This window comes from Wolbachia endosymbiont (group A) of Bombylius major, assembly GCF_947251895.1.
Taxonomy (GTDB): Bacteria; Pseudomonadota; Alphaproteobacteria; order Rickettsiales; family Anaplasmataceae; genus Wolbachia; species Wolbachia pipientis.
Window position 1 is genome coordinate 447,939 of record NZ_OX366395.1, and the last position, 16,327, is coordinate 464,265.

General features: G+C 35.6%; 6 protein-coding genes. 3 read left to right on the forward strand and 3 right to left on the reverse strand.

Annotated features, from left to right (window positions below; genetic code table 11):
- The first annotated feature begins 40 nt into the window (after positions 1-40).
- Positions 41-8,554 (forward strand): DNA-directed RNA polymerase subunit beta/beta', encoded by an 8,514-nt coding sequence (locus OPR49_RS02085; protein ID WP_265027315.1) that lies wholly within the window; start codon positions 41-43, stop codon positions 8,552-8,554.
- Between the two features lie 6 nt (positions 8,555-8,560).
- Here the strand turns inward: OPR49_RS02085 and dusB are convergent, their stop codons facing one another.
- Positions 8,561-9,523, reverse strand: a complete 963-nt coding sequence (gene dusB / locus OPR49_RS02090) for a tRNA dihydrouridine synthase DusB (protein WP_265027316.1) — start codon at positions 9,521-9,523, stop codon at positions 8,561-8,563.
- A gap of 5 nt (positions 9,524-9,528) precedes the next feature.
- Positions 9,529-11,451: a C48 family peptidase gene (locus tag OPR49_RS02095; protein WP_265027317.1), complete on the reverse strand. Its 1,923-nt coding sequence runs from the start codon at positions 11,449-11,451 to the stop codon at positions 9,529-9,531.
- 143 nt (positions 11,452-11,594) lie between these two features.
- On the opposite strand from OPR49_RS02095, the gene serS reads away from it, so the two are divergent.
- Positions 11,595-12,872: a serine--tRNA ligase gene (gene serS, locus OPR49_RS02100; RefSeq protein ID WP_265027500.1), complete on the forward strand. Its 1,278-nt coding sequence runs from the start codon at positions 11,595-11,597 to the stop codon at positions 12,870-12,872.
- 34 nt (positions 12,873-12,906) lie between these two features.
- Positions 12,907-14,178 (forward strand): phosphoribosylamine--glycine ligase, encoded by a 1,272-nt coding sequence (gene purD, locus OPR49_RS02105; protein WP_265027318.1) that lies wholly within the window; start codon positions 12,907-12,909, stop codon positions 14,176-14,178.
- A gap of 632 nt (positions 14,179-14,810) precedes the next feature.
- Here purD and OPR49_RS02110 read toward each other — a convergent pair.
- A complete protein-coding gene (locus OPR49_RS02110; protein ID WP_265027319.1) occupies positions 14,811-16,229 on the reverse strand; it encodes a WD_0033/WD_0034 family tandem repeat-containing protein in 1,419 nt (472 codons plus the stop codon).
- Positions 16,230-16,327: the final 98 nt, after the last annotated feature.

Sequence of the window (16,327 nt, forward strand, 5' to 3'; positions counted from 1 at the left end):
TATATTGATATAGCTCTTTTAATTAGTTTGGGGTATTTTAATGGTTGATTCTTCTTATATGTACGCTTCTGGTGCTTTTGTTCCTAGAGTTTCTTATTCTAGGTCGATTGATTTAAAAGATTCTTTATTGGATTTGGTTAAGGTTCAAAAAGAATCATATGATTCTTTTACTCCTAAGAATAAGGGTAATGAAAGACTTGAAGTTATCTTTCATACAATCTTTCCAATAAATGATCCTTTGCGTAGGGCTACTATTGAGTTTATAAGTTGTAGGGTAGATGATCCTAAGTATGATGAATCTGAGTGTATAAAGCGTGGTGTAACTTTTTCTGCTCAGGTTATTGCTTCTATACGTCTTGTTGTTATGCAGGATGGTATTTCTCTTGATGAATATAAATCGATTAAAGAGAGTGGAGATCATTCTAAACTTGCAACCATTGTAAAATCTATAGAAGAGCAGAAAGTCCACTTTTGTGGGTTGCCTATGATGACTGATAAGGGCACTTTCATCATTAATGGTGTGGAAAAAGTTATCGTCTCACAAATGCATAGGTCTCCTGGTGTATTTTTTGATAGCGATAAGGGAAAAACTTACAATTCTGGTAAATTGATCTATTCTGCTAGAATTATTCCTTATAGGGGTTCTTGGCTTGATATTGAATTTGATGTTAAAGACCATTTGTATTTTCGTGTTGATAGAAAAAGAAAATTGCCAATTTCAGTTTTATTAAAGGCGTTGGGTCTATCAAATAATGATATACTCGATAGATTTTATGAGAAAATAAAGTATGTAAAACATAAAGATGGTTGGAAAGTGCCTTTTGTTCCTGATAAATTTAAAGGAGTGAGGCTGCCTTTCGACTTAATGGATATTGAAGGTAATGTGCTGCTTAAAGCTAACGTTCGTATTACCTCAAGACTAGCTAAAAAGCTATATGATAATGAATTGAAAGAGTATCTGGTTCCTTTTAATTCTATATGTGGTTTATTCCTCGCAGAAGATTTAATGGATAGTGCTAGCTCTAGGAAAATTTTATCTGCTGGTGAATCTATAAAGCTGGAAGACATAAAGAAGCTTGAGTTATTATCTGTAGATGAAATATCAGTGTTGAACATAGATAATTTGTTTGTTGGACCTTATATATTAAATACGCTTTTCTTAGATGAAAACATGTCTTATCAGGATGCACTATATGAAATATATAGAGTTTTGCGTCCTGGTGAAGTTCCTGTTTTAGAGATAGTAGAAGAGTTTTTCCGTAATCTTTTCTTCAGTCCGGAATATTATGATTTGTCTAACATTGGTAGGTTGAAGCTTAACTCTTACCTTGGATTAAATTATGATGAGGATTTAACTGTTTTAACGCATGAAGATATTATTGAAATTGTGAAAAAAATAGTATTGTTACGTGACGGTCAAGGATCTATAGATGATATTGATCATTTAGGAAACAGAAGAGTAAGATCAGTTGGAGAGTTTATAGAAAATCAATTTAGAACTGGGTTGTTGAAATTGGAACGCGCAATAGTTGATTCTATGTCCACTTCTAGTTTAGATAAAGTTTCTCCATCTGATTTTATTAATCCAAAAGTGTTAACTAATGTCTTAAGAGATTTCTTCAATTCTTCTCAATTATCTCAATTTATGGATCAGACTAATCCGTTATCTGAAATAACACATAAAAGAAGGTTATCCGCGTTAGGTCCTGGCGGTTTAACAAGAGAACGGGCAGGATTTGAGGTGCGTGATGTTCATCCAACTCATTATGGAAGAATTTGCCCTATTGAGACTCCTGAAGGGCAAAATATAGGGTTAATCAACAGCTTAGCTATATACGCGCGTATTAATAAATATGGTTTCATTGAAAGCCCTTATAGAAAAGTAGTCAATAGGGTTGTTACTGATCAAATTGAGTATCTTTCTGCTATAGACGAAGGCTCACATCATATAGCTGACACTAGCGTAAAGCTTGATGAAAATAATTGCTTTGTTGATGATATGCTATACTGTAGATATGCTGGTAGCTTCGTCATGGTAAGTAGCGACCAAGTTAGTTACATTGACGTATCTCCTAAGCAGGTAATATCAGTTGCAGCTTCCTTGATTCCATTTTTAGAAAATGATGATGCTAATAGAGCATTAATGGGCTCAAATATGCAACGTCAGGCCGTACCTTTATTGAAGCCTACCGCTCCTCTGGTTGCTACTGGTATGGAGTCTTTTGTAGCTTCTGGCTCTGGTGCTGTAGTTTTAGCAAAACGCGATGGCATAGTTGATAGTTCTGATAGTAACTCTATAGTTATACGTGCTTTTGATAAAGAAAGGGTTAACTACTTGGACGTAGATATTTATCATCTAAGGAAATTTCAGCGTTCTAACCATAATACTTGTATTAATCAAAGACCGCTAGTGTGCGTAGGTGATTATGTTAAAAAGGGTGATGTAATAGCTGATGGTCCTGCAATTAACAGTGGTGAGTTGGCGCTTGGTAAAAATTTGCTAGTCGCTTTTATGTCTTGGCAAGGTTATAATTTTGAAGACTCTATTATTATTTCTAGTGAAGTTGTTAAAAAAGATCTCTTTACTTCTATTCATATAGAAGAATTTGACTGTGTTGTACATGATACCCCTTTAGGATCAGAAAAAATAACTCGTGCTATACCTGGTGTTAATGAAGAAAATCTATATCACTTGGATGATAGTGGTATAGTGAAAATTGGTACAAGAGTTGGTCCAGGCTATATTCTGGTAGGTAAAGTTACACCTAAACCTTCTCTTTCATTGCCTCCTGAAACGAAGTTATTAATGACAATTTTTGGTGAAAAGTCATTCGATTGTGCGGATTCCTCTTTATATACATCTCCAGATGTTGAAGGGACAGTAATTGATGTACAAGTCTTTACACGCAGGGGGGTTGAAGAAAATGAAAGGGCATTACTCATCAAACAAAAAGAGATAAATGACTTTGAGGAAGAGCGAGATTATATAATCAATGTTACTAGTGAATATTTCTATGATGAACTGAAGAAACTTCTTATTAATTCTGGTTCTCAAGATCGAGAAAAATTTGACTCTATTGAACGTGAGCAATGGTGGGGTATAGGATTAAAAAACCAATCCATTTCTGAGCAAGTTAAGAGCTTAAAAAAAGATTTTGATGAAAAAGTATCACATGCAATAGCACAGTTTAAGCGAAAAGTAGAAAAATTACATGAAGGTTATGACCTGCCTCAAGGTGTGTCGATGTCAGTAAAAGTTTTCATTGCTGTGAAACATAGTCTGCAACCAGGGGATAAAATGGCTGGTAGACATGGAAATAAAGGTGTGATTTCTCGAGTTGTGCCAGTGGAAGATATGCCTTATTTGGAAGATGGTACTCCTGTTGATATTATTCTTAACCCTCTTGGTGTTCCTTCACGAATGAATGTGGGGCAAATACTGGAAACGCATGTAGGTTGGGCTTGTAGAAAATTAGGGGAAAAGGTAAGTAATATTCTCGATGAGATCAATAAGATCAAAAGTGCTTTTTGCAAGGGAATTAGGTCCCTTAACGATGATAATTTTACACAATTTGCAGTAGCATACCTTGATAATAAAAAAATTGAAAATATTGATGATGATGAAATAACGGCTTCTGTTTTAAATACACCTAATAAGAATGCACTAAATGACGAGTTGAATGAGTTAGTAGAGAACTATTTGAACTCTTGTAAAAGTTCATACAGCAATTTACGTAACTTCCTGATTGAGGTTTATAGCTATGGCAGTAACGTATCTATCTGTAATGATATTCGTAATATTAGTGATAATAATCTCATTGAATTTGCACGCAAATTACGTGATGGCGTTCCTGTTGCTGCACCTGTATTTGAGGGTCCAAAAGATGAACAAATAGCAAAATTATTTGAACTTGCTGGTTTAGATAACTCTGGACAAGCTGTATTATATGACGGTTGCAGTGGTGAAAAATTCGACCGCAAGGTTACAGTTGGTTACATGTACATGCTTAAGTTGCACCACTTGGTTGATGGTAAAATTCATGCGCGTTCAGTAGGGCCTTATAGTTTGGTTACTCAACAACCTCTTGGAGGAAAATCTCATTTTGGTGGTCAGCGTTTTGGTGAAATGGAATGTTGGGCATTACAAGCCTATGGTGCTGCTTATACTTTGCAGGAAATGTTAACTGTGAAGTCTGATGATATTAATGGTAGAGTTAAGATTTATGAATCGATAATAAAAGGTGACAGTAATTTTGAATGTGGAATTCCTGAATCCTTTAATGTGATGATAAAAGAACTACGTTCTTTATGTTTAAATGTAGATTTAAAGCAAAATGATGTAGTGATTGAAGATATATCTCACACTAACATTGCACAACCTTTTAATGAGGTTAGCATATCGATTGCTAGCCCTGAAAGTATTAAGCGTATATCTTGTGGTGAGATAGAAGATGTTTCAACTGCAAATTATCGTACGTTCAAAGTTGAAAAAGGTGGATTATTTTGCCCTAAGGTTTTTGGCCCTGTCAATGACGATGAATGTTTATGTGGAAAATACAAAAAAAGAAGACACAGAGGTCGCATATGCGAAAAATGCGGAGTAGAAGTTACATCTTCTAAAGTAAGAAGAGAAAGGATGGGTCATATAGAGCTTGCATCTCCTGTTGCTCATATATGGTTTTTGAAATCGCTTCCTTCAAGAATTGGAGCATTATTGGATATGTCTCTCAGAGATATTGAGAATATTTTATATAGCGATAATTATATCGTAATAGATCCTCTTGTTTCGCCTTTTGAAAAAGGTGAGATTATTAGTGAAAAAGCTTATAATGAAGCTAAAGATAGCTATGGGATCGATAGTTTTGTAGCTATGCAAGGTGTTGAAGCTATAAGAGAGTTGCTAACGTGCCTTGATTTACATGAAATTAGGAAGGATTTAAGACTAGAATTAGAATCTGTTGCTTCTGAGATAAGAAGAAAGAAAATTATAAAGAGATTGCGTATTGTTGAAAACTTCATTAAATCTGGAAATAGGCCTGAGTGGATGATACTTACAACTATACCTATTTTACCACCTGATTTGCGTCCTTTGGTATCGCTTGAGAGTGGTCGTCCTGCAGTTTCTGATCTGAATCATCATTATAGGACTATTATTAATAGAAATAACAGGTTGAGGAAATTGTTGAGCTTAAATCCTCCTGAGATTATGATTCGTAATGAAAAAAGGATGTTACAAGAAGCAGTTGATTCTCTTTTTGATAATAGTCGTCGTAATACTTTGGTAAATAAAGCTGGTGCTGTTGGATATAAAAAGTCCATTAGTGATATGTTAAAAGGAAAACAGGGTCGTTTTCGCCAGAACCTCTTAGGAAAAAGGGTAGACTACTCTGGACGTTCTGTAATAGTTGTTGGTCCAACTTTGAAACTAAATCAGTGTGGATTACCAAAAAGAATGGCTCTTGAACTATTCAAACCTTTTGTTTACTCAAAGCTTAAGATGTATGGTATGGCTCCAACTATTAAGTTTGCTAGTAAGTTGATAAGAGCAGAAAAATCAGAAGTTTGGGATATGCTTGAAGAGGTAATAAAAGAGCATCCTGTTTTGTTGAATAGAGCGCCTACGCTACATAGACTTGGTATTCAGGCTTTTGAGCCAATCCTTATTGAAGGCAAAGCAATACAGCTTCATCCGCTTGTCTGTACGGCGTTTAATGCTGATTTTGATGGTGATCAAATGGCAGTGCATGTGCCAATTTCATTGGAAGCTCAGCTTGAAGCTAGGGTGTTGATGATGTCCACTAATAACGTTTTAAGTCCTTCTAATGGCAGACCGATTATAGTTCCTAGTAAAGATATAGTACTTGGTATATATTATCTGACTTTACAAGAACCTAAGGAAGATAATTTACCATCTTTTGGTGCTTTTTGTGAAGTTGAGCATTCCTTGAGTGATGGTACTTTACATATTCATTCTAGTATAAAGTATAGGATGGAGTATATTAATAGCAGCGGTGAAACTCACTACAAAACTGTTTGTACAACTCCTGGCCGTTTAATATTATGGCAAATTTTTCCTAAGCATGAGAATCTAGGCTTCGATCTAATAAATCAGATATTAACAGTCAAGGAAATAACTGGTATAGTTGATTTGGTATATCGTAACTGTGGTCAAAGTGCTACAGTGGCATTTTCTGATAAATTAATGGTACTTGGCTTTGAGTATGCCACATTTTCTGGTGTCTCTTTTGGTCGTTGTGATATGGTTATACCTGAAACTAAAGCTACACATGTTGATCACGCGAGGGGTGAAATTAAGAAATTCTCTATGCAATATCAAGATGGGCTAATAACTAGAAGTGAGAGGTATAACAAGGTTATAGATGAATGGTCTAAGTGTACGGATATGATAGCTAATGATATGTTAAAAGCAATATCTATATATGATGGAAATAGTAAGTACAACTCAGTGTATATGATGGTTAACTCTGGTGCAAGGGGTTCTACTTCACAGATGAAACAGCTAGCAGGAATGCGAGGGCTCATGACCAAACCTTCTGGTGAGATTATAGAAACACCTATAATTTCTAATTTCCGTGAAGGATTGAACGTATTTGAATACTTTAATTCTACTCACGGTGCGCGTAAAGGTTTAGCTGACACTGCACTTAAAACTGCAAACTCTGGATACTTAACTCGTCGTTTAGTTGATGTATCTCAAAATTGCATAGTTACAAAGCATGACTGTAAAACAAAAAATGGTCTTGTTGTGAGAGCTACAGTTGAAGGAAGTACTATAGTTGCATCTCTAGAGAGTGTTGTGCTGGGTAGAACAGCTGCAAATGATATATATAACCCAGTGACAAAAGAATTATTAGTAAAAGCAGGGGAATTAATTGATGAGGATAAAGTAAAGCAAATCAGCATTGCAGGTCTTGATGTTGTAAAAATTAGATCGCCTTTAACTTGTGAAATAAGTCCTGGTGTATGTTCTTTATGTTATGGAAGAGACCTTGCAACTGGTAAAATTGTTTCAATAGGTGAAGCAGTTGGTGTTATAGCTGCTCAATCTGTTGGAGAGCCAGGTACTCAGTTAACGATGCGTACTTTTCATATAGGTGGAGTAATGACTAGAGGCGTTGAATCCTCGAATATTATAGCTTCTATTAATGCTAAAATAAAGTTAAACAATAGTAATATAATTATAGATAGAAACGGAAATAAAATTGTGATAAGCCGTTCCTGTGAAGTCGTGTTGATTGATAGCCTTGGTAGTGAGAAGTTGAAGCACAGTGTACCTTACGGCGCTAAGCTTTATGTAGATGAGAGTGGGTCAGTAAAAATTGGCGATAAAGTTGCGGAATGGGATCCTTATACATTGCCTATTATCACGGAGAAGACTGGTACAGTGTCTTATCAGGACTTAAAAGATGGAATTTCGATCACTGAAGTGATGGATGAATCTACAGGAATATCAAGCAAAGTAGTAAAAGACTGGAAATTGCATTCTGGTGGAGCTAATTTACGTCCTCGTATTGTGCTGCTTGACGATAATGGTAAAGTAATGACACTCGCAAGTGGCGTTGAAGCATGTTATTTTATACCAATCGGTGCAGTGCTCAATGTACAAGATGGCCAGAAGGTTCATGCAGGTGATGTTATTACAAGAACACCAAGAGAGTCAGTTAAAACTCGTGATATTACTGGTGGTTTACCGAGGGTTATAGAGTTATTTGAAGCACGTCGTCCTAAAGAGCATGCTATTGTTAGTGAGATAGATGGCTATGTAGCGTTTTCTGAAAAAGACCGTAGAGGAAAACGCAGTATATTAATTAAACCTGTAGATGAACAAATTTCTCCAGTTGAATATTTGGTATCAAGAAGTAAGCATGTAATAGTCAATGAAGGTGATTTTGTACGTAAAGGTGATCTATTGATGGATGGTGACCCTGATCTCCATGATATTTTACGTGTGCTTGGGTTAGAAGCTTTAGCGCACTATATGATTTCTGAAATACAGCAAGTTTATAGATTGCAGGGTGTTCGTATAGACAATAAGCATTTAGAGGTGATCTTAAAACAAATGCTACAAAAAGTGGAAATTACTGATCCTGGTGATACTATGTACTTGGTTGGCGAAAGCATTGACAAGCTGGAAGTTGATAGGGAAAATGATGCTATGAGTAACTCTGGCAAACGGCCTACTCATTATCTTCCTATTCTGCAGGGGATTACTAGGGCAAGTCTTGAAACTAGCTCCTTTATTTCTGCTGCCTCTTTCCAAGAGACAACAAAAGTACTTACAGAAGCAGCATTCTGCGGGAAGAGTGATCCTTTAAGTGGATTAAAAGAAAATGTTATAGTAGGAAGATTAATTCCTGCTGGTACAGGTTTGATTATGAATAAGATCAGAGCACTTTCACTTTGTGATAATGTGGATAAATATGAAAAATATTTTGATATTGAAACTTATGACGAGGAATGGTTGATGGATAATGGTTGTCATTTACACTCTGGTGAGGAAGAGAGCGTAGTGGCATACGATCAGTCGAATTGAGTACAGCTAGTGTGTCTCTTGACCAAAAAAGCCAATAATATTTTCTTTCACTTCTGTGCTATCTGTCATGTTATTTACTCTCACACGAAATTCAGATGAGCCTTGAAGCCCGCTACTGTACCAACCTATGTGTTTGCGGGCCATCTTTATTCCTGTGTCATTTCCATAGTACTCAAGAATATTGTCGTAATGCTCGAGTATGATGCTTAATCTCTCTGAAGCTGTTGGCTCAGAAGTTTCACTTCCACTGAGAAAGTTCATTGCTTGATTAATCAGCCAAGGTTTACCGTAGGCACCACGACCTATCATCACTCCGTCTGCTCCAGATTCTTTGAGAGCATTCTGAATATCATTTAAATTTTTAATATCGCCATTTACTATAACTGGGATTTTTACTTGCTCTTTAACATTTCTAACGAATTTCCAATCTGCTTGACCGTTATAAAGCTGTGCCCTTGTTCTTCCATGTACAGTAATCATCTTTGCTCCTAAGTCTTCGGCAATTTTCGCAAGTCTCGGTGCATTGCGATTTTCATCGTTCCACCCGGTGCGCATTTTCACTGTAACTGGCACATTCACTGCCTTGACCACAGCTTCAATTATCTCAGCGGCTTTTTTCTCATCACGCATTAGCGCTGATCCTGCATAACCGTTTACAACTTTTTTAACAGGGCAACCAAAGTTTATGTCTATAATTTTTGCTCCCATGTCCTCGTTTAATTTTGCAGCCTCCGCCATAACATCTGGCTCACACCCAGCAAGCTGCACAGCAGTTAATGCATCGACTTTTGCTTTTTGCAAACTCTGGCGAGTTTGCATAATCATAGCTCTGCTTGCAATCATCTCTGAAACTAACAAACTTGCACCAAGTTTCTTCACAATACTTCTAAACGGATAATCAGTCACTCCAGACATTGGAGCTAAAATAACTGGAGAATCAATTGTCAAATTTCCTACTTGTAGGGACATATATTCTATGTGTTCAAACCTAGCGCATTTACACATACTGTTACAACACTTTGTATAGCCGAACTTACTTTTTCCATAAGAGAAGGCTCTACCTCTACTATCTCAGCTCTCTCATAATGACCAGGTGCCAAGTATACCGTTTCTTGTTCTTTATTTCCCCATAGCTCGTTGTTCTGCTGATAACCTTCATTTATCATTCCCGCATTTGGCAGAAACAATGTATTTACATCATTACCATTATTTTTATAGTAGACGTCAATTTCAATATTAGCCAGCGAAGCTAAGATAGAAATTTCTTCTATGAAAACATGGTAACTTTGGCTGCTGATTGCCTCTAGATAAGATCTATAAATGGATTTGCCATTGAGAAAAGAATTTGCTGCAGTATCACTATTATAATTTCTATCATATTTTCTTTCACTAATATTGAGATTACTAGCACTAATCCTTCTTAAATCACCTATAACTTCATTTTCTTTTAATGTCGTAAGACAACATAACTTTTTTATTAATTTATTAGTCTTTTTTGTGATCTTCTCTACCCGTCTGTTTGTATGCTGAACCAAATCTTTTATTGAGTCCGACATACCAATCAAATGATTTGGATTTTCTAAGAATGCACCAAAAACTTTCTGCATCTGTCCCTTCAATAACTCAGGCATCCTTGGATCATTCAAAGAGTTAAATTGACTTAAAAATTTGTGCCATTCCATTCTCATATCTTGTGCTTTTTCAGTTTTATATTGACCAGAGCTATTATCACCAAATACCGCATGGAAAAAGCAGTTGCCATCACCTGTAGTATTATATTGAACAATTTTTGTTTGCTTACTTTCTACTGAATCTAAACTTACTCCGCTATCTTTACGACTTATATTTCCTGGACCACCTAATACAGGGCTTGGCGTGCCAGCCCTGCTTTGTTCATCCTTTTTCAACGCTTTTGCAAATTCTTTTCTCTTCTCTATTAATTGCTCTGAACTAAGTTCATATTTTAGCTGATCATCAATTTCATCAAACGATTTGCCTGCTTTCAGCATATCTGTAATTTTCTTAGCATTCTCTAAGGCAAATATTCCACAATTATACTTATCATCTTGTTGTTTAGCTTTTGAGTTTCTAATACTACTATTGTCTATTCCTAGAGTTTTCTGTAGCGCACTTGATACCTCTTCTGGTAATGGTTCACCAAATGAATCGCAATAATATGCTCTAAACTTTTTACTCTTTTCATCATGAGAAATAACCAATGTTACCCAATGATTGTTATTTAAGTTAAGAATTGAAGATAATACTAAATTGTTATCCCCTTTTACTTTATCTTTATATTCTTGCAATCGGTTCCCCAGAAAAGATGTAAGATTATCGAGGCAAGAAAAGAACACTCCTTTGGAAAATTCCCTGTGACCTTTTTTACGATATGGCATCCATCCATAGTAACTTTTTGCAATCTCTGCAATATCAAAATTACTTAACCAAAATTTATAATCTTCTTTTTTATTTGTCTTATATACAAAAGAATCCTTATTTTCTTTGCAGTCAAAAATACCACTATCCCTATCAGGAGTTTTCGGTCTTGCTTGCTTTTCTGGAGTCTTGCCTTGCAAATCTTGTAGTTCTGTATCTTTTTCTTCACTCTTTTCCCCCTTTGAAGCTCTTTTTCCATTAATATAGTTCTTCGCTAAGTAAAATAAAGGTTCAACAACCATTTTGTATGCTACTGTAAGAATTATTCCCATTAAAACCCAAACTACGGGGTTAGAGATGAGCATAGCAAGTGGAAAGGTCAATAGAGGGGATCCTATTACCGCCCCTAAACAGCCAGCAGCGAATGTGGCTGCTAGGCATACACAAGTAGCGTAGATAACGAATTCCTCACCAGCAAAGTAAGTGCTCTCTTTCTGATTATTTTTTGTAATGCCCAACATACTACACCCTATGAACGCTAAGTTAATTAAATTTTAACAAATTCTAACAAAAAAATCAACCATAATAATTTTAGTAGTATGAGAATATATTGAATATTAAGAGCTTTTGGAGTACAGTAACAATGTTAGTAATAGCACAATATATGCACGATATAGAATATATACGTAAGAACTTTGAAGAATTTGAGAAGGTAATAAAAAGCAGGGGAATTAGAGAATTTACTGCGAAAGAGATATTGGAAATCGATTACGAAAAAAGATCATTAACCACTAAACTGCAGGATTTGAATAGGCAGCGCAATGAAATCACAGAGGAAATAAAAAAGCTTAAAATGAGCAAGAGCCCCTGTGAAGAGCAAATAGAGTTGTCAAAAAGCATCACAAATGAGATAGAGGCAATCAGCTTAAAAGAACAAGCAGAAAAGGATAAGTTAGTGAATGTTTTATCTAACTTGCCGAATATTCCTGCGCAAGATGTGCCAATAGGCGCAGATGAGAACTCTAATTTAGAGGTGAGAAGATATGGAGGAAAAAGACAGTTTGATTTTGTACCAGAATCTCATTATGAACTCGGAGAAAAATTAGGTTTAATGGACTTCGAACAAGCGGCGAGAATTTCCGGATCAAGATTTACGATATTAAAAGGACAGTTAGCTAAGCTTGGACGAGCGCTAATAAATTTTATGCTTGAAATGCATGTTAATGAATTTGGCTATACTGAGGTGTACCACCCGACTTTGGTGAAAAACGAGGCTATGTATAATGTTGGTCAGCTACCGAAATTTTCTGACGATTCGTATTTAACTACCGACGAATTGAGGTTGATTCCCACAAGTGAAGTGTTTTTAACAAATTTAGTTGCTGACAAAATAATGGAAGAAAAAGAACTGCCTATTCGCTTTACTGCATATTCGGAGTGCTTTCGTAAAGAAGCAGGTAGTGCAGGTCGCGATACCAGGGGCATGATAAGGCAACACCAATTTGGTAAAGTGGAGTTGGTAAGCATCACAACTGAAGACCAATCAAATGATGAGCTTGAGCGTATGACGAGTGTTGCTGAAGAGATATTAAAAAAATTAGAATTGCCATACAGAGTAATGCTGCTTTGCAGTGGCGATATGGGTTTTGCTGCACAAAGGACTTATGACATAGAGGTATGGTTACCTGGGCAAAATAAATATAGAGAAATATCAAGCTGCTCAAATTGTGGTGCATTTCAAGCAAGAAGGATGAACGCTAAATACTCTTCAGAAACTGATAAAAAGATAAAAAAATATGTTCACACTTTAAACGGCTCAGCTTTAGCTATAGGAAGAACGATTATTGCCATAATGGAGAATTATCAAAATTCTGACGGGTCGATTGCAATACCAAACGTGTTGCAAAAATACATGAGTAATGATACTGTTATAAGCAAATAATAATTTTGACATATAGAAAAGCGAGGAAATAAAGATGAAGGTTCTGGTTATAGGTTCTGGTGGGCGTGAGCACGCTCTACTTTGGGCTCTAAAAAAATCTCCTATCTTGACTGAGTTATATGTAACTCCTGGTCGCCAGGCCATGGAAAATGTGGGAGTTCTTGTGGATGTAAATATTCAAAATTCAGTGGATGTTACACAATTTTGCAAGAGAGAAAATATAGAGTTGGTTGTTATTGGTCCAGAACAACCAATAATTGATGGGCTTGCTGATGATTTAGTTGCAGAGGGAATAAATGTTTTTGCTCCAAGTCAAGCAACTGCAAAACTTGAGGGATCGAAGTCTTTCACCAAGGGACTATGTAAACGATATGGTATACCAACTGCCAAGTACGAGTGTTTTGTTGATGAAGGGTTAGCTAAAGATTTTGTACGTAGCAATAAAATAAAGTTTCCACTTGTAGTGAAAGCAAATGGAATTGCAGCAGGAAAAGGGGTGGTTATATGTAATACAGAAAGCGAAGCTTTTTCAGCAATAAATTCAATGCTAGTGGAGAAAAAATTTGGTGAATCAGGTGAAGAAATAATCATAGAAGAGTTTTTAGTTGGAGAAGAAGTAAGTTTTTTTGCTCTTATTGATGGGTTGAAAGTAGTAACTCTTGGGTGTGCAAAAGATTATAAGAGAGTTGATGAAAGTAATGAAAGCCAAAATACTGGAGGTATGGGGTCGTACTCATCACTTTCAATTATAAGTAAGGACATGGAGCAAAAAATTATCCAAAAAATAATATACCCTACAGCTCAAGCATTGGTTAACATGGGTACGCCTTATAAAGGAGTACTCTTTGCTGGTTTAATGATTTGCAAAGATAGCCCAAAACTTCTCGAGTATAACGTTAGATTCGGTGATCCAGAAACGCAATCTATATTACCTAGATTTGATTCAAATTGCGATTTGTTAAAATTGATGTTGTCAGTTGCAGAAGGAAAGTTAAATGTCAAAATGGTGGAACTTAACAACAAATCTACAGTTTGTGTAGTTGTTGCAAGTAAAGGCTATCCGGGTGATTATCAAAAGGGAGAAGTAATTAAAGGATTAGATAAGATTGAAAGCATTCCTGGTGTGTTGGTGTTTCATGCTGGTACTAAATTGGATGAAAGTGGTAACTTAGTTTCCGATGGCGGAAGAGTGCTAAATATAGTAGCAGAAGGGAGCACTATAGAGGAAGCCAAAAGTAAGGTGTACTCAGCATTAAATTTTTTAGAATGGCCAGGGGGCTTCTTCAGATACGATATCGGTAGTTAATGTTAGCTGTCGGTTAGCAGGTGATTCACAGAAACGAAAAACTTGCTTAACACCCTCCGCCAGCCCCCTTATCATGAAACTGAAGCTATTTATTTATCTTCGCAATCTGTGCAGGTTAATGACAAAAAACTTAGGGTATTTGGCGTCTCATGTTTAATTTTTCGCACTACGTGCATCGCATGTCTTTAAAAATTTTTAGGTTTTTACCTATATAAGCCGAAACGCGCTTACAAAGCGTTTAAGACAGCAAAAAACGTCAAATTGACAAGGGAGAATTTGAATGCTAGCTACTACGGGGTTTCTTTGCCTTTTTTCCTGCTTAGTAAATTTCTTAAACACTTGCGGTGTAGGTTAGTTGCAAGTTAAAAGCAGCTAAATCGCTCTTAATCAAGCGTTTTAGAATAAAAAAAACGCTGATATTTTAGTACATAGTAAATAGCCAACCACTACAGGGCTTCTTTTGCCTTTTTTTCGTTTGGTAAATTTTTTAATATTTATAGCTAAACGACAACCGTCATCCCGCTACGTGTTAGCGGGATCTAGAGATACCGCGGCGGTATGACGTAGGGAAACCTTTCTTGGGTTAGCTATAAAACTAATCAGCATCTTGTTTAGCACATATAAATTAAGTTTCACAAATATAGTGCTAAACCTTGAAAATATGTTATAGCTACTTCTTCCAATTTAGTGGTGGGTTTTGACAGTACACATGTTATTTTACTAGCTACCAACTCAAGTGTCACAGAAGTTGCAATCACTGCATTTATATTCTGTACTTTAACATTTACTCTACTTTCTATTAGAGGCTTTACCCCCCCTACATCATTACGTACAGCAGTATGATTTATTTCATTTTTAGTTCCACTACTATGCTGCAACAAGATATCCCCATTAACTTTTATTTCAACATTTTTGTCACTACTACCATTGTTAAAATTTAATCCCTCATCTCTTCTACTTTGTCTTTTTTCTTTTAATTTTAATTCAGTTTCTCTTTCATCAAGTACGGAAACGGTAAGAAATGGGATGTGAGTTTTTTCCTGACCATCTTGATTTATAGCTCTTGTTGTATTAAAAGCTTCGTTGCTTTTACATGATATTGTATAAGTAAGTGGTGTGTAGATTTTTTCTTCACTATCTGGATATTTTATAGTTATTGTTGCATTAAGAATGTCTTTCAGAATATCGTTTTCTCTAGCTATGTCTAAAATTTCTTGAATAACTTTGCGATCATGTAATGCGGCAAGTAACTTATCAGTTACTTTTTGATTATTTTTATGTTTTATGGTTATTGTTGTGTTAAGAATGTCTTTCAGAATACCGTTTTCTTTAGCTACTCTTAACATTTTCTCAACAGCCATACTATCTTTACGTAGTATAGCATAAGCAAGTGGTGTAACAGTTACTCTCCGACCATCTGGACATTTTATAGTTATTGTTGCGTTAAGAATATCTTTCGGAATACTGTTCTCCTTAGAGATTTTTAAAATTTCTTCAATAGCTATACTATTTTCACGCAGTATAGCATAATCAAGTGGTGTAACAGTTGCTCTCCGACCATCTGGATATTTTATAGTTGTTGTTGCGTTAAGAATATCTTTCAGAATACCGTTTTCTTTAGAGACTTTTAAAGTTTCTTCAATAGTTTTGCTATTTTTACATAATATGGCATAAGTAAGTGGTGTGCAAGTTTCTTCCTGACCACCTGGATATTTTATAGTTGTTGTTGCGTCAAGAATGTCTTTCAGAATACCGTTTTCTTTAGCTACTCTTAACATTTTCTCAACAGCTATGCTATCTTTACGTAGTATAGCATAAGCAAGTGATATAATAGTTGGTTCTTTACCCCGATGTTTGCTTACTTCCGTAGTAAGAATCCTTTGTTTTTCCTTTTTAGATATTTTTTCTAGTTCTTCAGCAATGCTACTTTTTTTGCCTTTTATTTTTGATGCTAATTTTAAAATACTTTTTTCATCTTTCTCTTTCAATTTCGAATCGTTTACCTGATGAGTCATTTTTTTTCTCAAGGTCTTTCTTATTAAACTAAGCATAACATTTCCTCTCTTCGTGGTTATAATATTTGCTTTTATGAATCAGTTGTGTTGATAATGTATTAATTGCATAGTTCAGACATTGTTTTATAAAGCAA